The organism is Alphaproteobacteria bacterium, assembly GCA_004295055.1.
In the GTDB taxonomy this organism is placed as follows: Bacteria; Pseudomonadota; Alphaproteobacteria; order SHNJ01; family SHNJ01; genus SHNJ01.
In genome coordinates, this window is the sequence record SHNJ01000007.1 from 108,185 (window position 1) to 130,999 (window position 22,815).

At 47.7% G+C, this 22,815-nt stretch carries 22 protein-coding genes; 16 read left to right on the plus strand and 6 right to left on the minus strand.

Annotation, left to right across the window (positions count from 1 at the left end; all coding sequences use genetic code 11):
• The first annotated feature begins 32 nt into the window (after positions 1–32).
• The 5 genes from fliQ (at position 33) to EYC62_01520 (ending at position 5,750) form a co-directional block, all read left to right on the plus strand.
• Positions 33–299: a flagellar biosynthesis protein FliQ gene (gene fliQ, locus EYC62_01500; GenBank protein TAH37585.1), complete on the plus strand. Its 267-nt coding sequence runs from the start codon at positions 33–35 to the stop codon at positions 297–299.
• 10 nt (positions 300–309) lie between these two features.
• Positions 310–1,083: a flagellar type III secretion system protein FliR gene (fliR, locus tag EYC62_01505; protein ID TAH37586.1), complete on the plus strand. Its 774-nt coding sequence runs from the start codon at positions 310–312 to the stop codon at positions 1,081–1,083.
• Between the two features lie 4 nt (positions 1,084–1,087).
• Positions 1,088–2,155 carry a flagellar biosynthesis protein FlhB gene (gene flhB / locus EYC62_01510; GenBank protein TAH37587.1) on the plus strand — a complete coding sequence of 356 codons (1,068 nt, stop codon included), beginning with the start codon at positions 1,088–1,090 and terminating at the stop codon, positions 2,153–2,155.
• A 149-nt stretch (positions 2,156–2,304) separates the two neighbouring features.
• On the plus strand, positions 2,305–4,842 hold the full coding sequence (locus EYC62_01515; GenBank protein TAH37588.1) for a response regulator: 2,538 nt from the start codon (positions 2,305–2,307) through the stop codon (positions 4,840–4,842).
• Entirely contained in the window at positions 4,713–5,750 is a 1,038-nt protein-coding gene (locus EYC62_01520) for a hypothetical protein (protein TAH37589.1), read from the plus strand. The genes EYC62_01515 and EYC62_01520 overlap by 130 nt, the downstream gene beginning before the upstream one ends.
• Here the strand turns inward: EYC62_01520 and EYC62_01525 are convergent.
• Positions 5,686–6,405 (minus strand): hypothetical protein, encoded by a 720-nt coding sequence (locus EYC62_01525; protein TAH37590.1) that lies wholly within the window; start codon positions 6,403–6,405, stop codon positions 5,686–5,688. The genes EYC62_01520 and EYC62_01525 overlap by 65 nt on opposite strands.
• A 139-nt stretch (positions 6,406–6,544) precedes the next feature.
• Here EYC62_01525 and recA point away from each other — a divergent pair, with 139 nt between their 5' ends.
• From recA to EYC62_01540, 3 genes are all read left to right on the plus strand, one after another.
• Positions 6,545–7,657, plus strand: coding sequence for a recombinase RecA (gene recA, locus EYC62_01530; protein TAH37591.1), 1,113 nt, complete (start codon positions 6,545–6,547; stop codon positions 7,655–7,657).
• Positions 7,658–7,970: 313 nt separating this feature from the next.
• Positions 7,971–8,240 carry a hypothetical protein gene (locus EYC62_01535; GenBank protein ID TAH37592.1) on the plus strand — a complete coding sequence of 90 codons (270 nt, stop codon included), beginning with the start codon at positions 7,971–7,973 and terminating at the stop codon, positions 8,238–8,240.
• An 86-nt stretch (positions 8,241–8,326) separates the two neighbouring features.
• Positions 8,327–11,059: a valine--tRNA ligase gene (locus EYC62_01540; protein ID TAH37593.1), complete on the plus strand. Its 2,733-nt coding sequence runs from the start codon at positions 8,327–8,329 to the stop codon at positions 11,057–11,059.
• 2 nt (positions 11,060–11,061) lie between these two features.
• On the opposite strand, the gene EYC62_01545 is transcribed toward EYC62_01540, so the two are convergent.
• A complete protein-coding gene (locus EYC62_01545) occupies positions 11,062–12,024 on the minus strand; it encodes a histone deacetylase family protein (protein ID TAH37594.1) in 963 nt (320 codons plus the stop codon).
• An 18-nt stretch (positions 12,025–12,042) separates the two neighbouring features.
• Complete coding sequence (locus tag EYC62_01550) at positions 12,043–13,068, minus strand: GNAT family N-acetyltransferase (protein ID TAH37595.1); 1,026 nt, start codon at positions 13,066–13,068, stop codon at positions 12,043–12,045.
• A gap of 299 nt (positions 13,069–13,367) precedes the next feature.
• Here EYC62_01550 and EYC62_01555 point away from each other — a divergent pair, with 299 nt between their 5' ends.
• Positions 13,368–13,781 carry a hypothetical protein gene (locus EYC62_01555; GenBank protein ID TAH37596.1) on the plus strand — a complete coding sequence of 138 codons (414 nt, stop codon included), beginning with the start codon at positions 13,368–13,370 and terminating at the stop codon, positions 13,779–13,781.
• Here EYC62_01555 and xth read toward each other — a convergent pair.
• The 3 genes from xth to erpA are packed head-to-tail and all read right to left on the minus strand — an operon-like array spanning position 13,778 to position 15,448.
• On the minus strand, positions 13,778–14,548 hold the full coding sequence (gene xth / locus EYC62_01560) for an exodeoxyribonuclease III (GenBank protein ID TAH37597.1): 771 nt from the start codon (positions 14,546–14,548) through the stop codon (positions 13,778–13,780). The two genes, EYC62_01555 and xth, sit on opposite strands and share 4 nt — an antisense overlap.
• A 3-nt stretch (positions 14,549–14,551) precedes the next feature.
• Positions 14,552–15,106, minus strand: a complete 555-nt coding sequence (locus EYC62_01565; GenBank protein TAH37598.1) for a hypothetical protein — start codon at positions 15,104–15,106, stop codon at positions 14,552–14,554.
• Positions 15,107–15,115: 9 nt separating this feature from the next.
• The gene (gene erpA / locus EYC62_01570; protein ID TAH37599.1) at positions 15,116–15,448 is read right to left on the minus strand and encodes an iron-sulfur cluster insertion protein ErpA; all 333 of its coding nucleotides are present in this window, start codon (positions 15,446–15,448) and stop codon (positions 15,116–15,118) included.
• Positions 15,449–15,572: 124 nt separating this feature from the next.
• Here erpA and EYC62_01575 point away from each other — a divergent pair, with 124 nt between their 5' ends.
• The 7 genes from EYC62_01575 to scpB are packed head-to-tail and all read left to right on the plus strand — an operon-like array spanning position 15,573 to position 22,801.
• Positions 15,573–16,781, plus strand: coding sequence for a deoxyguanosinetriphosphate triphosphohydrolase (locus tag EYC62_01575; protein TAH37600.1), 1,209 nt, complete (start codon positions 15,573–15,575; stop codon positions 16,779–16,781).
• 39 nt (positions 16,782–16,820) lie between these two features.
• Positions 16,821–18,590, plus strand: coding sequence for an arginine--tRNA ligase (locus tag EYC62_01580; GenBank protein TAH37601.1), 1,770 nt, complete (start codon positions 16,821–16,823; stop codon positions 18,588–18,590).
• Between the two features lie 3 nt (positions 18,591–18,593).
• Positions 18,594–19,640, plus strand: coding sequence for a hypothetical protein (locus tag EYC62_01585; GenBank protein TAH37602.1), 1,047 nt, complete (start codon positions 18,594–18,596; stop codon positions 19,638–19,640).
• Complete coding sequence (gene nagZ / locus EYC62_01590) at positions 19,627–20,610, plus strand: beta-N-acetylhexosaminidase (protein ID TAH37603.1); 984 nt, start codon at positions 19,627–19,629, stop codon at positions 20,608–20,610. The genes EYC62_01585 and nagZ overlap by 14 nt, the downstream gene beginning before the upstream one ends.
• A gap of 3 nt (positions 20,611–20,613) precedes the next feature.
• Complete coding sequence (locus EYC62_01595) at positions 20,614–21,315, plus strand: site-2 protease family protein (GenBank protein ID TAH37604.1); 702 nt, start codon at positions 20,614–20,616, stop codon at positions 21,313–21,315.
• Positions 21,312–22,121 carry a segregation/condensation protein A gene (locus EYC62_01600; GenBank protein ID TAH37605.1) on the plus strand — a complete coding sequence of 270 codons (810 nt, stop codon included), beginning with the start codon at positions 21,312–21,314 and terminating at the stop codon, positions 22,119–22,121. The genes EYC62_01595 and EYC62_01600 overlap by 4 nt, the downstream gene beginning before the upstream one ends.
• Entirely contained in the window at positions 22,118–22,801 is a 684-nt protein-coding gene (gene scpB, locus EYC62_01605; protein ID TAH37606.1) for an SMC-Scp complex subunit ScpB, read from the plus strand. Before EYC62_01600 ends, scpB begins: the two co-directional genes overlap by 4 nt.
• The last annotated feature ends 14 nt before the right edge of the window (positions 22,802–22,815 follow it).

Below are 22,815 nucleotides of genomic sequence, written 5' to 3' on the forward strand. Positions count from 1 at the left end.
ACCCTGTACCATAAACCCTATACCCTGGCCGCATGGAACAATCAGAATTTATCAGTATCTGCCGAGAGGCAATTTGGGTGATGATGAAAGTCGGCGGACCGATGATGTTGATCGCCTTGATCGTCGGTCTTACCATTTCTTTGGTTCAAGCATTAACGCAAATTCAGGAAACGACTTTATCGTTCGTTCCCAAAATCATCTGCATTTTCATGGGTATGATTTTGTTTCTGCCGTTTATGCTGAATTCGCTCACCGCTTTTACTCACGAGATATTCGATAAGATTATCACAATCGATTAGCAGGTAAGCCGTGCCGCAAATCGCGCAATTGTTAGTACCGGAATTGCTGTTTGCTTTTTTGTTGGTGCTGACGCGCCTTGGCGGCGTATTTTTAATGTTGCCTGGATTTGGCGAAGTTTTTATCAGTCCCCGTATACGCATATGTTTGGCGGTTCTGGTCAGTTTTACCATGTTTCCGCTTGTTAGGGATGGATTGCCCCCGTTGCCGCCGGATGTTTATGGCCTTGTTATGCTGGTCGCTCACGAAGCCTTGATTGGGCTTTTTATAGGCGTTTTTTCCAGGATTGTTTTGTCCTGCCTCGAAGTGGGGGGTATGATTATTTCCACCCAGATGGGTATTTCCGCCGCCGTCATGTTTAACCCAGTATTGGCGACCCAAGGGTCTTTAATCAGCGTTTTCCTGACGCTGGCTGGAATCGAAATGATGTTTTTAACCGATTTGCATCATTTATTTTTTCATGCCATGCAGGATAGTTATCAAATTTTTCCAGCAACGGGCGCATTGCCGCTGGAAGACATGTCACAGACCTTTAGCCAGATTGTAAGTAAATCCTTTAAAATCGCCGTACAATTATCCGCGCCATTTTTGGTGCTCGGCGTTGTATTTTTCGTCGGCATGGGGCTGCTGGCGCGATTGATGCCGCAAATGCAGGTGTTTTTTATTGCGATGCCGCTGCAAATTTTGTTGGGTTTGCTTTTAGTTTCAATTAGTTTTTCTGCAATGTTAATTCTTTATCTTGACTTCTTTAACGAATCGCTGACCCCATTTTTGGTGCCAAGGTAAGAAAATGGCCGAAGAATCAGACGATTCCGATAAAACCGAAGAACCCAGTCAACGAAAGCTAGACGAGGCGAGACAGCACGGCCAGGTTCCACAATCCCGTGAAATTACCCATTGGTTTATGATCATGGCGGCTGGCGTTACTGTGCTGATGTTTGGTCCAAGCTTTGCTCATGGGCTGTATACGGATCTTGTTGGGCTTTGGGAGCATCCGCAGGATCTGGTATTTAATCAAAACAATATCGGAGATTTGCTGACAGATCTTGTTTTGAAAGTAATGTTCGTAATGCTGTTGCCATTGTTATTGTTGGTGGCGGCGGCGTTTTTGGGACATGTTTTACAATACGGATTGCTATTTGCGCCTGACCATATTCAACCCAAACTGGAACGCATTTCCTTGATGAAAGGATTTGAACGTATTTTTTCCATGCGGTCGGTGGTCGAACTGGTAAAGGGAATTGTCAAAATAGCTATTGTGGGCGGTGTAATTTATATGATTATTCGTCCGATGTTCGACCAGGCGCCATCTTTTATTACGTACGATATGCCGGATTTGTTGAAGGCCGTTTATCAGCTGACCGGCAAAGTGCTGATGGTGGTGGTTGCAGTACTAACCGGAATTGCGGTGGTCGACTGGCTTTATCAGCGCCTGACTTTCATGCAGAAAATGCGCATGAGCAAGCAAGAATTAAAAGACGAGTATAAGCAGTCGGAAGGCGATCCGATGATAAAACAACGCATCAGGCAGATTCGCGCAGACCGGGCGCGTAAGCGCATGATGGCGGCAGTGCCCAAGTCGACGGTGGTCGTCACCAACCCAACCCACTACGCAGTGGCGTTATTATACGAAGGCGAAAAAATGCATGCCCCGCGCGTAGTAGCCAAGGGGGTGGATACAATCGCTCTGCGTATTCGCGCGATCGCCGAGGAAAACAAAGTGCCCATCATGGAAAATCCTCCTTTGGCCAGGTCTTTATACGCTTCCGTTGATGTAGACGAGGATATACCGGTAGAACATTACAAAGCGGTAGCGGAAGTCATTACCTTCGTTATGAAATTCAAGAAAAGGAAATAGGGAAGAGTCCAAGCCGGTTTTGTGCAGAAAAATGACTAATTCTGACATACTGCCCACAATGTCCAATTCTTGCTTGCTTTGCCTTATGTAACAACATATCTTTGAAAAATAAGTCTTTTTTTACCCTCTATTTTTCGGGCCGTGTTCCTGTGCTGTTAAAAGGCGAAGAAATTAAAACCGATGATCCATCCAGCAAGCAAAATCGCGCGGTGCTGGTAAGTCCGATTCTATGGTTAACCGGCGCGACTTTGGCGGCCAGTTTTTATCTGGTATTTTATTATTTTTTTACCGAATACGATTTCCCAAGCGTTCTTTTGTATATTTTTACCGGCATTTCGGTTTCGCTGGCTATTATTCTATGGTTTAGCTTGCGTCAGTTCCAAATGCTGCAACAAAGTGTGGTCGAATCGCAGATTTATCGCGACGCGTTTGAATATGCTTATGACGCGCAGTTAATCTTGAATCAAGACGGGCGAACTTTTTCTTCGAATTTTTCCGCGGGGCGTTTTGCCACCAATAAAAACGAACCTTTGCTCGCGGCGCTCGATAAAATGATGATCGAAGGCGACCGGGAAGGGCGCTATAACCTTTCTGTTTTGCGCAGCAGCGCCGCCGAAGGCAAAAGCGGCGAAGTTTCCACCCGTATTTATTCCCCGACCAATTATAATGCCAGAATGCTGGTTGCGGCTGCGCCGTTAAAGGGTTTTCGCGGCATGTCCGTTTGGCGTATCGTCCAAAACGCGCAGCGCAGCGGGACGCATCAGGATCTTGCGCCGGAATTAGCCGCCCTGCAATATGTGATTGATCAAGTTCCGATCGGTATTTTTACCCTGGGTGAAGAAGGTATTATGTTGGGTGTCAATAATACCATGGCGGAATGGTTGGGTTGGCCGCCGGGGGAAATCGTCAGCAAGAAATTGAAGATCGACGAGTTTTTGATTGCGCAAGGGGAAGGCGATGTTAATGCCGCTGAAGAAAAATCCAATCAACCGGAAATCTGTTCAGTCACTTTGAAAGATAAAAAAGGCGGCACGTTTAATGCCACCTTGGTAAAGGTAAATTTAAAACAAATCTCTGCTGATAAAACGCATGAAAATCCGATTCGCGGCGGTGGGCTGATTATACGGCATATGGATAACAACCTTGCGTTGGAATCAGCCTTTAAACGTTCGCGTTTATTATTCAAACGCTTTTTCGAAGACGCGCCGGTGGGTATCGCTTTGGTTGATTTGAATGGCCGCATTACCGAAGCAAACCGGACTTTCCGTAAAATGATGGAAAAAACCTTGGGTAAGGTCGAAGGCCGGGCGGTGGCCGATGCGATTAAAAAAGATGATCGCGAACGTCTTGCCAATATCTTCACTTTTGCCATGTCGTCCACCGACATGTTGCCAATTTTGGAAACCAAGGTTTTAACGGCACAGGAAAAAGTCGCTTCGTTGTATATCAGCCGGCTCGAAGACGAATATGGCGTCGTGGTCGGATTCGTTATCCACTTTGTCGATGTGACGGAGCAGAAGAACCTCGAAGTCCAATTCGTGCAATCGCAAAAAATGCAGGCGATCGGCCAACTGGCTGGGGGCATCGCGCACGATTTTAACAATATTCTTACGGCGATTATGGGATATTGCGATTTGTTATTGCTGCGCCATCGTCCTGGCGATCAGTCGTTCGGCGATATTCAGCAGATCAAGCAAAATTCCACCCGTGCGGCTAATCTGGTGCGGCAATTGCTTGCGTTTTCGCGCCAACAGCAATTGAAGCCGCGTGTATTGAACATTACGGACATTCTGTCCGAATTGGCCAATTTGCTTCGCCGTTTGATTGGCGAGAATATCAAGCTGAACATTACCCATGGTCGCGATCTTGGTCTGTTAAAGGTCGACCAGGTGCAGTTCGAACAAGTGATCATCAATATGGTCGTTAACGCGCGCGACGCTATGCCAAAAGGCGGCGAGCTGTCGGTGCGAACCCAAAACGCCACATTCGACGCGCCGGTAAATTATGGGTCTGAGGTAATTCCAGCCGGCGAATATGTGCAGATCGATGTCAAGGATACCGGCGTCGGCATTCCAAAGGAAAACCTGACCCGTATTTTCGAACCGTTCTTTACCACCAAAGGTCCGGGGGCGGGTACTGGCCTTGGGCTTTCAACAGTTTATGGTATCGTTAAACAAACCGGCGGATTTATTATCGTCGATTCCACCATCAATGTCGGCACGACATTCACCGTATTTTTACCACGCCATATGGGCGGCGAAGAAGCGCAAGCAAAACCGGAAGCTGAAAGCGACGATCAGAATACCAGCGATTTGACCGGCGTCGGCACAATCTTGCTGGTCGAGGACGAAGACGCGGTTCGTTCGTTCAGCACCCGCGCACTGCGGAATAAAGGATACAAAGTGCTGGAGGCACCGAGCGGCGATGCGGCGTTAAAAATGATTATCGAAGACCGTCCGAAATTGGATTTACTGGTGACCGACGTTATGATGCCGGGCATGGACGGCCCCGCCTTGATCCGCGAAGTGCGTAAAATCATGCCGGATATCAAAGTGGTTTGCATTTCCGGTTATGCCGAAGATACGTTGCGCGAAAAAATCGGCGGCGATCAAAATATTCATTTCTTGCCGAAACCGTTCAGCCTGAAACAGCTCGCCGGCAAGGTGAAAGAGCTGATGGGGGCGTAATCCCGGTGCCTTTCATTCAACATTATATTTTGGATCCGTTGCTGGGCGCACTGGTAGCGATCTTGCAAATTATATTCTGGATTCTGCCATTCCGCGTATCGTCGGCGATTGGTGGTGGGTTGGCGCGGTTGATTGGCCCCAATCTAGCTATATCGCGCAAAGCGCAAAAGAATCTGCAATATGTTTGGCCAGATATGCCGCCCGAACGGCAGCAGGAAATAATTACGCGCATGTGGGACAATCTTGGCCGCAATTTTGCGGAATATCCAGGTCTGGGCCGATTGCAATTTGGCAATATGATCCATGTGCATGGGGCAGAGGCTGTAAATTCAATTATTGGTAAAAGGCCAATTGTATTTGCCGCGGCGCATATCGGTAATTGGGAAACTATTCCTTATTTCTGGGCAAAGCAGGGATGGAAAGTCGATATTGTTTATCGCCGTGCGAATAATCGATATGTGGATTGGGTGATACAATTTATCCGCTCGCGGACTGGTTTGACTTTTGCGGCAAAGGGAAGAGAAGCATCAAAACAAATTATTCAATCTTTATCAAAATCGTCCAGTGTTGCTCTGCTAATGGATCAGCGGATGAGCGATGGTGAGGAAATTGACTTCCTGGGTAAACCCGCAATGACCGGAACCGGGTGGATTAAGTTGGTATTGCGCAACAACGCTGCAATAGTTCCTGTGTATTGCGTCCGGGGCAGGGATCATGATCCATGTAAATTCGATATGATATACGACACACCGATTCTGCCGGAACAATTAAACTTGCCGGCGGATTCCGCCGAGGCGGTACGGTTCGTTGCGGCGGTAGTCAATAAAAAATACGGCGAGTGGATTAGCGCTGGTCGCGGGGCCGACCAGTGGCTTTGGCTGCACCGGCGGTGGGGTCGCCTCGTTTAGCGGATTTCTTCTCTGCATGAATTACGCGGAGGCGGTTTAATGCCTCTTGGCGTCTATCTCTTTGTCCGAGTATTTTATATGTATCCAGTAAAACAAGGCATAGTCTTTTATCGGCTGTTGCTAAAGATCCATGATATTGATCGGCTGTGCTTCTTAATTTAGCCCCCTGTTTTCCATAAATATATGTTTTTAATAATATGGTTAAGGCATGGCCATCGTTGGGGTCAAGGGCCAATAGATCGAAACATATCGCCTCTGCTTCGCCGAATTTCTGCATTGCAAGCAGCAGGCTGGCTTTTTTGGTTTTAATTTTAACGGGTAATTTGGGATCGTCCTCTGATCTGTTATGCGGATGAGCAAGCAATTTATCATATAATTGAAGGCCCTTTGTTCCATAGCCGGTTCTCAATTCATCGTGAGCAGGCCCTAAGTTTTTTAAATGGGAACAAGCCATTTGGCAGGCGGTTGCATAAATCAATATAAATTCAAAATCTTCTGCTGATTCAGGAGTGGTTTCATTCGATTCCCCTAAGGCTAATGCATCCTTTAGGGGCTCTATATTCCACTTACCGTCTTTATTGCGATTGTGTGTTACGCGGAATAATAACTTACGCATTTGTTCGGCCAAAGGATTTGAATTTCTTTTTTCGCCCATATTGTATCTTTTTAATAAAAGTCACAGTTTTCTACGACTTCTTCCTAAGCTTAAATTCTTCGCTTGTCAAATAGAACAAAACGTGTACACTCGGATTATTCGATAAGTCCTATTCATCATCCATCACAGGGGAATAATCATGGCAAATCCTTCACTCCGCGCCGTTAGCAGCGATAAAGAAAGCAAGAAAACAGCGTCATCCGACAATCCTGAGAAAAAACGCGCGCTGGAAGCTGCGTTGTCCCAAATTGAACGTTCTTTCGGTAAGGGTTCGATTATGAAATTGGGGACCCAAGATAAAATCGAAGTGGAAACGATTCCAACAGGCTCTTTGGGTTTGGATCTGGCGCTGGGTATTGGTGGTTTGGCCAAAGGACGTATCATTGAAATTTATGGCCCGGAAAGTTCGGGTAAAACCACACTCGCGCTGCATGTCGTTGCTGAAGCGCAGAAAAAAGGTGGTACGGCTGCGTTTGTCGATGCTGAACACGCACTCGATACCGCTTATGCGCAGAAACTGGGTGTTGACATCAATAATTTGCTGATATCGCAGCCTGATTCGGGCGAACAGGCGCTTGAAATCGCCGATACGCTGGTTCGTTCCGGCGCGGTTGATATTTTGGTGATCGATTCGGTTGCGGCGCTTGTCCCTCGCGCGGAACTTGAAGGCGAAATGGGCGATTCGCACATGGGATTGCATGCGCGCTTAATGTCTCAAGCCCTGCGGAAATTGACGGGCTCGATCGCGCGTTCCAATACCACGGTAATTTTCATCAATCAAATCCGTTTGAAAATCGGCGTGATGTTCGGCAATCCGGAAACCACCACCGGCGGCAATGCGTTGAAATTCTATGCCTCGGTCCGTTTGGATATCCGCCGTACCGGCGCGATTAAAGCTGGCGAAGAAATCGTTGGATCTTCCACCCGCGTTAAGGTTGTAAAAAACAAACTGGCGCCGCCATTCCGTACCGTCGAATTCGATATTATGTATGGCGAAGGTATTTCCAAAACCGGCGAATTGTTGGATTTGGGCGTAACCGCCAATCTGGTCGAAAAATCTGGCGCATGGTTTTCTTATAAAAACAACCGTATTGGCCAGGGACGTGAAAACGCCAAGCAGTATCTGAAGGATAATCCAAAGATCGCTGCGGAATTGGAGGCTGCGATTCGCGCCAATGCCGCCGCCGTGGCCAATAAAATGACCACGGGCCCGGATGCCGGCGATGACAAAGATAATGCCAGTGATGATTAAGTAAATTCCAGGCGGCCGGCCGGTTGCAGGACCGGCTAATTAGCCGCCTGGTTTTCCTAAGTCTCAATTCTAGATCATATGTATGAAATTCATGGCTTCTTGCAGCTGCCATGATAAGCGGAAGCCTTTCCCTGTAGGGCTTCCGCTTTTTATTTTAATGAAAAAAGAGATCTACATACCAAAGCGTTATTGCCACATTAGAATTTTGCCACAATCAATTGAAATATATAAATAAAACCTAAAAATAATTGATTTAGGGTGCTGTTTATGCTATATACAAATGATAATAAGAAAAACCAAGTTAGGAGTGCGGGTGCAAAATCAAATTGTGGGGCAAGTTTCTGGCGGCTTTGCCAATGTGGATGCTGCCTTTAATTCTTATGCTTTTGGGTACAATAATTCAACTGCGGCCCCAAATTTTTTGACCGCAGGGAATATGGGATCTGTTTCTACCGTACCAGGCTTTACGGTATCCAACAACGCAGCGGATATAATTGGCGTGCCTTCTCCTGGCGCGATAGCGCTGGTTCTTATCGGTACCGTAGTGGCATTGCGTGGCCGCAAACGTTCTAACAGCCGTTAATCAATAAAGCTTGAAAACCTGCGGCAAATACTGCAATTTAGCGGCCTTAATGAATTATAAGCCCGTTTACCATTGCAGGATTACCGATGCTCGATAAAACCTACAGCCCCGCCGACATTGAAAAGAAACATTACGAACGCGCCGAACAGTCCGGCGCTTTTGCCGCGCATCCGGGATCGATCAAAAAGCCCTATACCATTATGATGCCGCCTCCCAATGTGACCGGCAATTTGCACATGGGCCATGCGCTGACTTTTTCGATTCAAGATATTTTGATCCGGTATTACCGCCGAGCCAACCGCGATGCGTTATGGATGCCAGGCACGGATCACGCGGGGATTGCCACGCAAATGGTGGTCGAACGCCAATTGGCCGAACAAAAAGTAACGCGCCATGATTTAGGCCGGGAAAAATTCCTTGAAAAGGTATGGCATTGGAAAGAAGAATCGGGCGGGGCGATAACGCGTCAATTGCGTCGCCTTGGCGCCAGCGCCGACTGGAACCGGGAGCGTTTTACGCTGGATGACGGTCTTTCCGCCGCTGTGCGCAAGGTGTTCGTCGAATTGCACAAACAAAAATTGATTTACCGCGATAAACGCCTGGTGAACTGGGATCCAAAATTGCAAACCGCGATTTCGGATCTGGAGGTTGAGCAAAGGCCAACCAAAGGCAAGTTATGGTATTTGCATTATCCATTAGTTGGCGAGCAAGGCCATATCACCATTGCTACCACGCGTCCCGAATCGATGCTGGGCGGCGATGCGGCGGTTGCGGTACATCCCGAAGACGACCGGTATAAAAAACTGATCGGCAAAAAAGTCAAATTGCCAATGGTAGATTGTGTACTGCCCATTATTGCCGATGAATATGTCGACCGGGAAAAAGGCAGCGGCGCCGTGAAAATTTCGCCGGCGCACGATTTCAACGATTTTGAAATCGCCAAACGCCATAATTTGCCGATGCCGAATGTATTCGATAAAACCGCGCATCTGAATGAATTGGCGCCAACCGAATATCGCGGCATGGACCGTTTCAAGGCGCGCGAAAAATTTATTGCGGAGATGGAGTCGCTTGGATTGCTGGAAAAGATCGAAGACAATGCTATGGTCATTCCGCACGGTGACCGTTCCGGCGTGGTCATCGAACCGTTCCTGACCGATCAATGGTATTGCGATGCGGTGACATTGGCCAAACCCGCGATCGAGGCCGTGCGTTCTGGCAAAATCAAATTCGTGCCGCAAAAATGGGAAAATACCTATTACAGCTGGATGGAAAATATTCAGCCTTGGTGTATTTCGCGCCAATTATGGTGGGGCCACCAAATCCCGGCCTGGTATGGACCGGACGGGCATGTGTTTGTCGGCATGGATGATGCGGATGTCATTAAACAGGCGGAAAAACATTACAACAATACCGAAGTTTATGTGCAGAATGATCCGAATAAACCTGTTCAACCGCGCACCGCCAACACCGATAAAATTATCATTCTTAAACGCGATCAAGACGTTCTGGATACTTGGTTTTCATCGGCGCTGTGGCCGTTCTCAACGCTTGGTTGGGAAAATGGCAAGGATGATCGCGCCAAATGGGATGAATTGAAACGGTACTATCCGACCGATGTGCTGGTGACCGGATTCGATATTATTTTCTTCTGGGTTGCGCGCATGGTGATGATGGGCATGCACTTTATCAAGGACGTGCCGTTCCGCGAAATTTATATTCACGCCCTGGTGCGCGACGCCAAGGGACAAAAAATGTCCAAGACCAAAGGCAATGTGATCGATCCATTATCGACCATAGACGAATTCGGATGCGATGCGTTGCGGTTTACATTGGCGGCATTGTCGGTGCCGGGCAGGGATATTAAAATGTCCACCGACCGTATTTCCGGATACCGTAGTTTCGCAACCAAATTATGGAACGCTGCGCGGTTCTGTGAAATGAATGGCTGCGCGTTCGATGCGAATTTCGATCCCAAAACCGCAACCAACGTGATCAATAAATGGATCATCGGCGAGATCGTTTCGTTGGAACAGAAACTGTCCAAGGCGATTCGCGATTACCGTTTTGACGAAGCCGCCAACGTGATTTATCACACGACTTGGGGCAGTTTCTGCGATTGGTATTTGGAATTCACCAAACCAATTCTGGCGGGCGAAGATATTATCGCCGCATCTGAAGTACGCAAAACTACGGCCTGGGCACTGGCGCAATTGGTGCATATGCTGAACCCATTCATGCCGTTCATTACCGAAGAGTTATCGGAAAAATTATCGTTCAATCATGATCGCCCATTAATTACCGAGCCATGGCCGAAATACGATACGATTAAAGTAGATGCGAACGCCGCGGATGAAGTCAATTGGCTGATCGATGTGATCAGCACCGTTCGCACGTTGCGCATGGAACTGAATATCTCGCCATCCGCGCCATTGTCTTTACTGTTTAAGGATATTAGTCCGGCGAAAAAAGCGCAGGCGGATCAATATCGCGATGTGATCATGCGTTTGGCCAGATTAAAAGATATAAATTATTTGGCTGGCGATTTGCCCAAAGGCGCAGTGGTTGGTATCGTGCGCGATGCGACCATCGTGTTGCCGGTCGCAGATGTGATCGACCTTGGCGTTGAACGCGCGCGTTTGGAAAAAGAAATGAAAAAACTGGCGGACGAGTTGGCCAAATTAGATGCCAAGCTGAACAACCCCAAATTCATGGAAAACGCCGCCGAAGACGCGGTCGAGGAAGTTCGCGAAAAACGCGCCGAGGCGGTGGAAATTAAAGAAAAACTGGAATCGGCCCTGAAGCGGATTGCCGGATAAGATTAAGAATCCAGCAAGGCTTGCACATGCGCCTTGGCACTGGCGGCGCTCGCGGCGATATCGTAACCGCCTTCTAATACCGACATGATTCTGCCTTTGGCATGTTTCTGCGCTAGGGAAATAAGGTCTTTGGTAACGGTATAATAATCTTGGGTTTCTAAATTTTGCGATCCTTTGGGGTCGTCTTTGTGAGCGTCAAACCCGGCTGAGATAACAATAAATTCAGGCGCGAATTTATCGATCGCCGGCAAAATTTTGGTTTGCCAGCTTTGCATCCACGCATCGCGTGAAATATCGGGTTTTACAGGAACATTAATAATATTGCCGACGCCGGTTTCATGTTCGTATCCGCTTTCTGGCCAAAGAGGCAATTGGTGGATGCTGGCAACCAGTACAGAATTATCTTTTTCAAAAATTTGTTGCGTACCATTGGCGTGATGCACGTCAAAATCCACAATCGCTACTTTTTTGATTTTATATTGTTGCTGCGCATAGCGTGCGGCGATAGCAGCATTGGCGAATACACAAAATCCCATCGATTTATGGGTCAGGGCATGATGGCCAGGTGGACGCGTGGCCGCAAAAGCGGTTTTGGCCTGGTTCTTAAAAATCAAATCTACTGCATGGCAAGATGCGCCGACACTGCGCCACAAGGCTTCGCCCGATGCAGGGCTTAGGGTAGTGACTTCACCACCGTCATCATTGGAAACAACTTCGTTAATCTCAACCGCTTTATATCCTTGGGTTGGGACATTCTGAAAAATGAAATCCATATATTCCGGCGTGTGGGCCAGCAATATTTGTTCCTTATTTCCGCGTGGGGCTTCGATCCATTGAATATTTTGATTGGCGATTTCTTTCAAAGCTTTTTCAATCGCTACCAAACGTTCCGAACGTTCAGAATGATTTGGCCCCGGATCATGAGCGATGCAGGCCGAATGATGAATAATAGCGAGTTTAGACATATACAATAAAGTTATAGATTACGCACGGATACGACTTCTGTGACATGCGGCTAATGTACGTACCACATCTGGAGTTAAGACACCAATTTTCATTTCATGCTTTTCATAACTGAGCGGTTTACCACCAAGCGCTGCCAGAGCATGTTGTAATAATGTATTATCGCTTGCAACCTTAACATCTATGTTGCCTGCAGGAGGAATGCCCATTTGATGAGCGGCTTCGGCCAATAATATGCGCGCAAGTGCTTCCGGACTTTTTGCATGCTCATGTTCGATTAATTGGGGGTCGTTTTGGGTAATAGCCAGATTAGCGATATGTAATCCGGCGGCGGCATTAAAGGTAGAATAGCTAGTATAGCCGCTAAGTGTGTTAGCATGACCATTATCACCAAAAGAAACCGCGATTTCATGGGGCTGCAATACCGATAAGGCAGGCATAGTTTCCAATCTTGTTACATCACCAGACAATCGTCTATGTTCCATAACTTGGGCACAGGATACGCGCCAACTGCCCATATCTTCCGGAAATTTTGCGCCGACTTTTTCATACATGGTGATTGCGGCTTGATTTACTTTATCGACTTCCCATACAATTTTGGAATGACCAGCCTGTTCCGCTAAATTGGCCAAATATTCCATCATAATGCGGCCATAACCATGACCGCGACGAGTATGATCGGTAACAATGTCTTCTAAGTATAAATGACGGTTCTTGCCATCATGGCCGGGATAAATGGTAATAACACCAGCTACGGCATTTTGTACCGTCAAAAAATGCGCGCCCCAAACACCATTCTGAAGGTGGTCGATTAAACGTCTGCGATAGGAAGGTTCTGTGGGAAGAGGAGTGTCGTGTTGTTTGCCTTGTTGATCCAGAAGTTCGATCAAACCTTCCAAATGGGCAGGGCTGCCATTGAACGGTTCAATAATACCTGTGCTTCTATCTTTTAATTCAACGGTAACAGGGGTAGTTGTAATGGGAAGTGCCATGCGCCCTGGAAGAGGCTCAGTAGTCGTAACGGTGGCGGGTACCGTATTAGTCATTATTTTTATATCCCCTGTAACAAATTAGCAATATCTTTAAAGGATTCATTATATTTAAATCGATTGTAAAATCAACATAATAATAGGTGTTTACGCAAGCCTTATTTACACTTTCTTCTCTACATCAGTAACTTATCCACAGACCAGTATAAGGACTTTTCATTAATTTCAAATAGTTAGAAATAATCATCCTTATCAGAAGCTAATTTACTGTCGTACATTTTAGCTAATTTAAACTATTTGCTAACCTCACGCCTATAAGCTGGACCCATAAAACAAACAAAGAACAGGGTTCGGTTATGTACTTCAATCTTTCGCGCTATATGTGCCGTTTTGTATTTTTCGCCATCACCGGATCGGTGCGCATGGTGACCAGCTTGGCCTTTTTACCGGTCAAGATTTCTTACAAATTATTGGCCCTGACTTGCGGCGGTTTGGCATTTGCTGCCGTTAATCCAGCCCGTAAGGCAATTCAAAATAAATTCTTTCCGCCTGTACCGCCAAAACGCTATATGAAAGTGGGCAAGCCCGCTGTTGCGCCTATCACGGCCAGTGCTGTTAACCGCCCATCCTTAGGCGATGTCGCGCCAGTCATGTATGCCTATAGAAACGTGGCCAGTGTTGATGCGGCTATGGATCATATGAAACGCAGCTTGATCCAAAAACAAATCTTCCGCGCCAAATTTGCGGATGTGGTTCAGGTGGGCGCTTAGTTCAATTCAATAACAACCGGCGTGTGGTCGGATGGTTTTTCCCATCCGCGCGGGGTTTTGTCGATAGTTGCGGATTTTAATCGCTGCGCCGCATAGGCATTGGCGAACAAATAATCGATCCGGAATCCTAAATTGCGTTCGAATCCGCCAGCGCGGTAATCCCACCAAGAAAATTCATGCGCGCCTGGATTCATCGCGCGATAGCAATCGACCAAGCCAAGATTGACAATGCTGTGTAACGCCGCGCGTTCAGGATCGGAAAATAAAACTTCGCCACGACAAACCTTGGCATCGAAAACATCGATATCCTGCATTGCGACGTTGAAATCGCCGCCAATGACAACTTTACGTTCGGTTGCAAGGGCGAGGGCGATGTGTGCGCGCAACCGTTCATAAAATTTCATCTTATAAGCGAATTTGTCTGAACCAACCGCCTGGCCATTCGGCACATAGATATTGATCAATCGCCAGCCATCCGGCAAATCGACTTCGATATATCTCGCTTGTAAATCCTCATCATCGCCGGGCAGGGCAGAATGGACTACTTTGGATTTGATGCGCGATAGGATCGCGACGCCATTATAGGTTTTCTGGCCCACAAGTTCTGCGTGATATCCAAGCCCTGTGAAATCGAGCGCGGGAAAATCCTCCGCCACGCATTTCAATTCCTGCAACATAACCACATCGGGTTGCGCGTCATGCATCCAGCGCATCAAATGCTCGCGTCTGGATTTTATGGAATTAACGTTCCAACAAGCTATTTTCATTATTTACGCTGCGGTGCGACGGCGAGAACGGGTATGAACGGCTTCGTTATCTTGATGCTGGCGGAAACGCTCTTCTAAGATGGCATTATTGGCGCGGATCGCCTCGTTTTGAATTTTTGCGGCTTGTTGTTCGGTCAAAGAACCATTCGCCCGTATTTCCTTTGCGCCAGAAAACATCGCATTGGCAAAAGCAGTATTGCCCGACATTTGGGCAATGTCCCGGGCTGCGTCGATAATTTGCGGATTGCGCACGCCAACCAAAGCTTCTGCAACTTCTTTTAGGTTTCCATTATAAGCCGCATGCAATAATTGCCGTTCCATCGGGCTTAACGCCATGTTGGTTCCAGCCAAAGTATTTTCCAGAATTTCCAACATCATTGGAATATTTTTGGTGCGCACGGCTTCGGCATAACCGGAATCTAAATCCAAACGCAAATTGCCAATATTTTGATTCGCCCCAGGATTTGGATTGGCGCCTCTTTCAACGGCGGATTCATATGCTTCGCGGTCGCCATGAGTGATGGCGGTTAAAGCTTCTTCATCTCTAATGCGATCCATAACTCTCTCCTATATTGAAAAACTGACGCCGCAACCGCAACCGCTGGCGGCGTTGGGATTTTTAACTGAAAAATACGCGCCGATCATTTCTTCGACATAATCGATGCGGCTGCCTTTGACCAATTCCAAGGATATCGGATCGATCACCAATGCCATGCCGTTATGTTCGAATAAAAGGTCATCATCGGCCTTTTTATCATCGAAATCGAAAACATAGGAAAAGCCGGAACATCCACCCGAATCCACCCGTAGGCGCAACATCAGGGCCGGATTTTTCTCGGTTTCCCGCATTTCGGCGATCCGTTTGGCGGCATTATCGGTCAAAGTAACGCTGTCGTTCATCAAAACCCCATATATTCTTATGGGTAATGTAATTAATTATGGAAAAAAGTCAATTTTTTCAGCAATAAACTTGCTCAATAATCGCAATATGCTAGCTTAATCCGCTTAGAAAAATAAGGGTATTATGGCTGTTCGAAATATTAAATCGCCTGCTGGCGTTGCGAATGAAAATAGGTCCAAAGATCTGGCTGTGTATGCCTGCAGCGCGGCGAACAGCCGCGGCCGGCTGATTCGCGAACCATTGCCATCCAACCGCACAGAATTTCAACGCGACCGAGACAGGATTATTCACTCCGGTGCGTTTCGCAAGCTGGAATATAAAACCCAAGTCTTCGTCAATCACGAAGGCGATTATTACAGAACGCGTTTGACCCACTCATTAGAAGTCGCGCAAATCGCGCGTTCTATTTCCCGCAATTTGCAATTGGACGAAGATCTGGCCGAAGCCTGCGCGCTGGCGCATGATCTTGGCCACACGCCATTTGGCCACGCGGGCGAAGATGCGTTGAACGAAGTGATGGAATCATTCGGCGGGTTTGATCATAATGATCAAACGTTGCGTGTATTGACGCAACTGGAAAAACGCTATGCGAAATTCGATGGGCTGAATCTAACCTTTGAAACGCTGGAAGGCGTTGTGAAGCATAACGGGCCAATGGGCAAAAAAACATTGCCGACAACTATCGCGGCCTACAGCAAAAAACATGATTTGAAATTGAACACCCATCCAAGTGCGGAGGCGCAAGTCGCGGCGCTGGCGGATGATATCGCCTATTGTAACCACGATATCGATGATGGCATTCGCGCGGGATTATTCACCATCGATGATTTGCAATCCGTGTCGATTATTTCTGGCGTTATTGCACGGGTGCGTAAATCTTATCCAAAAATTGATACAGACCGATTGATGCACGAAGCCATCCGCGAAATGATTGGCAATATGGTTTCGGATGTACTGGCTGAAACTCGCCGCCGCTTGAAAAAAATCGCGCCGGAATCGGTCGATGATATTCGCGGCGCCAAAATGCCGGTAGTGGCGTTTTCGAAATCGATGCAGGAAAATTTGCTGGAATTAAAACAATTCCTGATGCGCCGCATGTATCGCCATTACCGCGTCAACCGGATGACCAGCAAGGCGCGGCGCGTGGTGCGGGAATTATTCATGATTTTGTTGGCCGAACCGGAATGTTTGCCGGAATCCTGGCAAGATGATATGCAAGGCCAGAATGAAAAAACCCGCGCGCGCATTGTCGCGGATTATATTGCGGGCATGACCGATCGCTATGCGCTCGACGAACACCGACGATTGTTCGATTTATACGCCAAAAGCTAGTTCCTATAATCAACCCAATTTAAATAAAAGCCTATTGTAATGACCAATATCTTTAATGATTTTAAAAATAAAATTGAAAAAATAATTCAGGATCTGAATGCGGCAGGGGAATTACCCGGTCAGTTGGATTTATCCAAAATTACCGCCGAACCGCCGCGCGATCCATCGCATGGGGATATTTCCACCAATGTGGCGATGGTATTGAGTAAACAAGTTAGTCTCTCCCCAAAAGCTACCGCAGATATAATTCTGCCTATTGTCAGTGGATTGCCATATGTTCAATCTGCTGAAACAGTGGGGCCAGGTTTTATTAATTTGCGATCGCAAAAAAGTATGTGGCAAAGCCATTTAGCAGAAATTTTGAATGCTGGAACTAATTACGGTTTTGAGAATATTGGCAAGGGCGAGCCCATCAACGTTGAATTCGTATCCGCGAATCCAACCGGGCCAATGCATGTGGGCCATGGGCGCGGCGCGGTGTTTGGCGATACATTATCGACATTATTGGAAAAAACCGGATACAAAGTCACGCGTGAATATTATCTGAACGATGCCGGTGCGCAGGTGGAAAAATTATCGCGCACTTTGCATCTTCGGTATCGCGAACATTTTGGCGAAAATATCGGTGAAATTCCCGCCGGGCTTTATCCGGCCGAATATATGAAGGAAGTTGCGGCGGCACTGGCAGAACGTGACGGCAAAAAATGGTTGGGCAAGGAAGAACCGGAATGGTTGGAACCGTTGCGCCAATTTGCGGTGAATCATATTCTTGGCTGGATCAAGGACGATTTAAAATTTCTTGGGGTGCGGCACGATGTGTTTTCCAGTGAATTTGAATTAATCAAGGCCGGTAAAGTCGATGTGATGATCAAACGCCTGCAGGATTTAGGGTTGTTGTATGTCGGCGTGCTGGAACCGCCAAAGGGCAAAAAGCCGGACGATTGGGAACCGCGCCCGCAAACATTGTTTCAATCGACCAAATTTGGCGACGATATCGACCGCCCGTTAAAAAAATCGGATGGCAGCAATACCTATTTCGCCAATGACGTTGCATATCATTATGATAAATATCTTCGTACAGGCAAGAATCTGGTCAATTGCCTTGGCGCGGATCATGGCGGCTATGTTCGCCGTATTACTGCCGCGACCAAGGCCGTCAGCAATGGCGAGGCGGAGCTGGATTGCAAGCTGAATCAACTAATCAATATCATGCGTAATGGCGAACCGGTGCGTATGTCCAAACGGGCAGGGACGTTTGTAACCTTGCGCGATGTGCTTGAGGATGTGGGTAAGGATGTATTCCGCTTCGTTATTATGACCCGCAAAAACGATGTGGCCTTTGATTTCGATTTGGTGAAGGTCAAGGAACAATCCAAGGATAACCCAGTATTTTATGTTCAATACGCTCATGCCCGGATCTGTTCGGTTATGCGGCATGCGGCGGAAATGTTCGGCGCGGCGACGATTGCCACAGACCAACTTAAAAAAGCCAATTTTAGCCTGTTGAATGATGAAGCCGAAATGGGGCTGATCAAGCTGATGGCCGCGTGGCCGCGCGCTATCGAGGCGGCAGCCTTGGCCCACGAACCGCATCGCCTGTGTTTTTATATTCAGGATCTGGCCGCCGCGTTCCATAGCCTGTGGAACAAGGGCAAAGATCACGCCGAGCTGCGATTTTTGATCGAAGGCAAGAAAGATGAAAGCATCGCGCGCCTGGCTATGATAGAATCGTGCCGTAGTATTATCGAAAGCGGTCTTTCGGTATTCGGTGTTCAAGCAGTAAAAGAAATGAGTGCAAAGGAAGAGTGACCCATGACGGACAATGAATTTCGGATGAATCGCGACGAACGTATTGGTGACGAAGATTCGCCGCGCCGTCCGCGCCGCGTTAAACGTTATGTGGTTCTAATTGTGCTCCTTGCATTCGTTGGTATCGTATTCTACGCCTTCAGCCAAGGCCAGCAAAATGGCATTAGCGGCGTGACGCCGGTGATCAAAGCCGATGCCGAACCATTCAAGGTCCGTCCGGATCAGCCAGGTGGTATGGAAATTCCGCACCAGGACAAATTGGTTTATGAGCAGATTCAGGGCAATGAATCAGCCTCCGCCACCGAAAAATTGGTGCCTGGCCCAGAAAAACCAATTGATCCTGCAACCAAAGTATCGGCAAGCGAATCCGATGCTGGCGATGCCGATCTGGAAATCATTGCTATCGACCGTGCCGGTAATGCGCAAAGCAAGCCAGAATCGCTTGCGCTAGCGCCAGCCAAGGAAGTCAATGTTGCCGAAGTGCCAAAACCGGAAACAAAGAAACAAGAAGCACAAAAACAGCCGGAGATGAAATCCGAGCCAGTTACTGTTCAAGAAGCTAAAAAACCGGAACCAAAGGCGGAACCTGTTAAGCAAGCGAAGAAAGAGCCTGTGAAAACGGAAACCCTAAAAACAGAAGCCGTGAAAACTGAAACCGCTAAAACCGAGACTGTTAAAACAGAGCCAGTGAAAAAAGCCGAAACGACAAAAACTGCGGTAAAAACAGAAAGCAAAAAGACGGCCAGTACGGTGAAAACTGAAAAACCGGCTGCAAGCTCTACGCCAACATCGACGGCCACTGGCGCGCATAAGATTCAGTTGGCTTCCCTGCCGGATAAAACCCAGGCGGAAAAAGCCGCTGCTTTGTTCAAAAGCAAATATCCAGATGTGCTCAGCAATCGCCGTTTGAATATTCGTTCCGCCGATATCCCAGGAAAAGGAACATATTACCGTGTTCAGGCTGAAGGATTTGCCGACAAAGCTTCGGCCAGCGCTGCCTGCACATCGTTGAAATCCCACGGCCAAGGATGCTTGTATGTCGCCCCATAGCAATCTGCGCCCGGCGATTTTTGGAATTTCTGGCACGGTTCTAACCGATGCCGAGAAAAAGTTTTTCCAGGAAACCAATCCGGTCGGGGCGATTTTATTCGCGCGCAATATCGAAAGTTTGGATCAAGTTACCGCATTGACAGCGTCATTGCGCGAGGTAACAGGCAATAAAGATTTGTTGGTACTGATTGATCAAGAAGGCGGCCGCGTAGCGCGATTGAAACCGCCTTTATGGCCCGAATATCCGCCTGCGCGAACTTTTGGCGATCTTTATGCCAAAAATCCGGACGATGCTTTGGAAAAAGTATACGACAATTATGTGCGTATTGGGCAGGGATTGCTAGATCTTGGCATTAACGTCGACTGTGCTCCGGTGCTGGATATTCCAATTTCAGGGGCGCATGATGTGATCGGTGATCGTGCTTTTGCCGAAAAATCCTGGCCTGTCACCCAATTGGGCCAAAGCGCCTGTTTGGGTTTGATTGATTCCGGCGTATTGCCGGTGATTAAACATATTCCTGGGCATGGCCGCGCCATGGCCGACAGCCATCATGAATTGCCGCGTGTCGATACGGATTATGCAACGTTGAAAACAACCGATTTCGCGCCATTCAAATTTTTATGCGACATGCCGCTCGCCATGACCGCGCATATTCTGTACACCGATATCGATCCGGAATTGCCGGCGACATTATCACCTAAGATTGTGGAACAGGTCATTCGCGGCGATATTGGTTATTTAGGTGTGTTGATGTCGGACGATATCGGCATGAAAGCCTTAAAAGGCGATTTCGCCGATTTAACCCGGCAGACGCTTGCGGCTGGATGCGATTTGGTTTTGCATTGCAGCGGCAAAATGGATGAAATGTTGGCGGCGGCTTCAGCGTTGCCAAAAGCCATGAATGAACAAAGCGCGCAACGTTTTGAACAAGCGTTACACCTTGTGCTGCACAGTAAATTGGTGGCTTAGACCATGGATACCGGAATTGATTTTTCAACTGTGATTACGGGTTTAGCCCATTGGGGCATACCCGTGCTGCTTGCCATTTGTTTGCACGAGGCCGCGCATGGTTATGTCGCCTGGATGCTGGGGGACGATACCGCCAAACGTCTTGGCCGCGTTAGCATCAATCCATTCCGCCATATTCATCCGGTAGGCACCATTTTATTGCCTGCCATTTTGTTTTTCGCACGCGCCCCGTTTTTGTTTGGCTTTGCGAAACCAGTTCCGGTCAATTTTACCCGCCTGCGCCACCCCAAAACCGATATGGTTTGGGTTGCCTTGGCCGGGCCAGCCATCAATATTTTTCTGGCTTTTGTTTCGGCGCTTTTATTGCACACGATCGATCTTGCTGGGCCTTATGCCGATATTTTGCAGGAAAATCTGTCTAATTCCTTTATGGTTAATATTGGCCTTGCAGTTTTCAACATGTTTCCTTTGCCCCCCCTGGATGGTGGACGAATTATTACTGGAATTCTGCCTTTAAAATGGGCTATACCTTATGCAAAGCTTGAAAGTTATGGGCTATTTATCTTAGTTAGCTTGATTTTTCTGCTGCCCATGATGGGAGATCGATACGGGCTGGATTTAGACTTATTCAGCCATTTTATGGAAGTCGGGATCGCCAGCTTGGGTAATTTAATTATTTTATTGGCCGGGGGATTCAGCCATTGACGACAACACTTAATCCATCGTTCGAAGCGGATGTTCATCCGCCACAAGCCAGCAATGAAAATACTGGCGGCGAGGGGTTGCGCGTCGATTTAGGCGGATATGAAGGCCCGTTAGATGTTTTGCTGAATCTTGCCCGCGATCAGAAAATCGATTTGGCGCAAATCAACATTGTCGCCTTGGCCGATCAATATCTCAGCTTTATTCATTTAGCCAAAAAACAAAATTTGGAAATTGCCGCCGATTATTTGGTCATGGCCGCTTGGCTGACTTATTTAAAATCGCGTTTGTTGCTGCCAGATCCGCCGCCGGAAGACGAGCCAACACCCGAAGAATTATCCGCGGCCCTGCAATGGCAATTGCAACGTTTGGCGTCGATGCAAAAGGCTGGCGCGCAATTAATGTCCAAATCGCGTTTGGGAATAGATGTGTTCCGCCGCGCAGAACCAGAAGGCATTCCGGTCGTACATAATTCCGAATATGATGTCAGTTTGTATGATTTATTGTCGGCTTATGGCGATTTTAAACAACGGATCACGGCCGCAAAAACATTTACCATCAATCCGGATTTGCTGGAAACCATTGAGCGCGCAATGGGCCGGTTGCGCCAACGCATGGGTTTGTCGCAACATTGGGAGTCCTTGATTTCTTATCTGCCGACGGAATTATTGCCAGGCGTTGTAGGAAGATCCTTTATCGCATCGACTTTTGCCGCATCCTTGGAATTGACCAAATCGGGCGAGGCGCAATTGCGCCAGTTGCAAAATTTTGGACCATTATATATCCGCAAGAAAAGTGAGACCGCATGACCGAATCTAATGCCGCCATCATAGAAGCCGTTGTTGAAGACGCCGATAACGATAATGTGGTTCCATTTCAAGACCGGGCAGAGCATAGACGCTTGCTGGAAGCTTTGATTTTCGCGACCGATAAACCGCTATCGCTGTCGGATTTGAAATCCTTTTTTCCAGAAGATTTTGACATCGAGCCATTGTTGGCGGAATTGGAAGAAACCTATCGCAATACCGGATTCCAATTGACGCAAATTGGCGGTAAGTGGTCGTTTCGCACCGCAGCCGATTTAGGTCCGTATTTGAAGCGTGAAAAAACCGTACAGCGTAAATTGACCCGCGCAACAGTGGAAACTCTGGCGATCATTGCGTATCACCAACCGGTCACCCGCGCCGAAATCGAAGATATTCGCGGCGTATCGGTGGCGCAGGGGACATTGGATATTTTGCTGCAGGCCGGATGGATTAAACCAGGCCGCCGCCGGGAAACGCCTGGTCGTCCGGTAACCTGGATTACAACGGAAGAATTCTTACAGCATTTTGGCGTTGCCGCTATCGAGGATCTGCCAGGATTCGATGAATTGAAGGCATCCGGTCTATTGGATAAAAACCGGCCTGTGGCGGGTCCTTTATTCCAGCAGACGGAAGAGGGTGAACCGGCCGTTTCGGAAGATGCGGAAGATAGCGAAGAATTGTAATTTTTATCTAAAAA

Coding starts and splice junctions, on each gene's coding strand:
- fliQ (TAH37585.1), top strand. CDS start 33: ATGGAACAATCAGAATTTATCAGTATCTGCCGAGAGGCAATTTGGGTG.
- flhB (TAH37587.1), top strand. CDS start 1,088: ATGGCCGAAGAATCAGACGATTCCGATAAAACCGAAGAACCCAGTCAA.
- EYC62_01525 (TAH37590.1), bottom strand. CDS start 6,405: ATGGGCGAAAAAAGAAATTCAAATCCTTTGGCCGAACAAATGCGTAAG.
- recA (TAH37591.1), top strand. CDS start 6,545: ATGGCAAATCCTTCACTCCGCGCCGTTAGCAGCGATAAAGAAAGCAAG.
- EYC62_01540 (TAH37593.1), top strand. CDS start 8,327: ATGCTCGATAAAACCTACAGCCCCGCCGACATTGAAAAGAAACATTAC.
- EYC62_01545 (TAH37594.1), bottom strand. CDS start 12,024: ATGTCTAAACTCGCTATTATTCATCATTCGGCCTGCATCGCTCATGAT.
- EYC62_01550 (TAH37595.1), bottom strand. CDS start 13,068: ATGACTAATACGGTACCCGCCACCGTTACGACTACTGAGCCTCTTCCA.
- EYC62_01555 (TAH37596.1), top strand. CDS start 13,368: ATGTACTTCAATCTTTCGCGCTATATGTGCCGTTTTGTATTTTTCGCC.
- xth (TAH37597.1), bottom strand. CDS start 14,548: ATGAAAATAGCTTGTTGGAACGTTAATTCCATAAAATCCAGACGCGAG.
- EYC62_01565 (TAH37598.1), bottom strand. CDS start 15,106: ATGGATCGCATTAGAGATGAAGAAGCTTTAACCGCCATCACTCATGGC.
- erpA (TAH37599.1), bottom strand. CDS start 15,448: ATGAACGACAGCGTTACTTTGACCGATAATGCCGCCAAACGGATCGCC.
- EYC62_01575 (TAH37600.1), top strand. CDS start 15,573: ATGGCTGTTCGAAATATTAAATCGCCTGCTGGCGTTGCGAATGAAAAT.
- EYC62_01580 (TAH37601.1), top strand. CDS start 16,821: ATGACCAATATCTTTAATGATTTTAAAAATAAAATTGAAAAAATAATT.
- EYC62_01585 (TAH37602.1), top strand. CDS start 18,594: ATGACGGACAATGAATTTCGGATGAATCGCGACGAACGTATTGGTGAC.
- nagZ (TAH37603.1), top strand. CDS start 19,627: ATGTCGCCCCATAGCAATCTGCGCCCGGCGATTTTTGGAATTTCTGGC.
- EYC62_01595 (TAH37604.1), top strand. CDS start 20,614: ATGGATACCGGAATTGATTTTTCAACTGTGATTACGGGTTTAGCCCAT.
- scpB (TAH37606.1), top strand. CDS start 22,118: ATGACCGAATCTAATGCCGCCATCATAGAAGCCGTTGTTGAAGACGCC.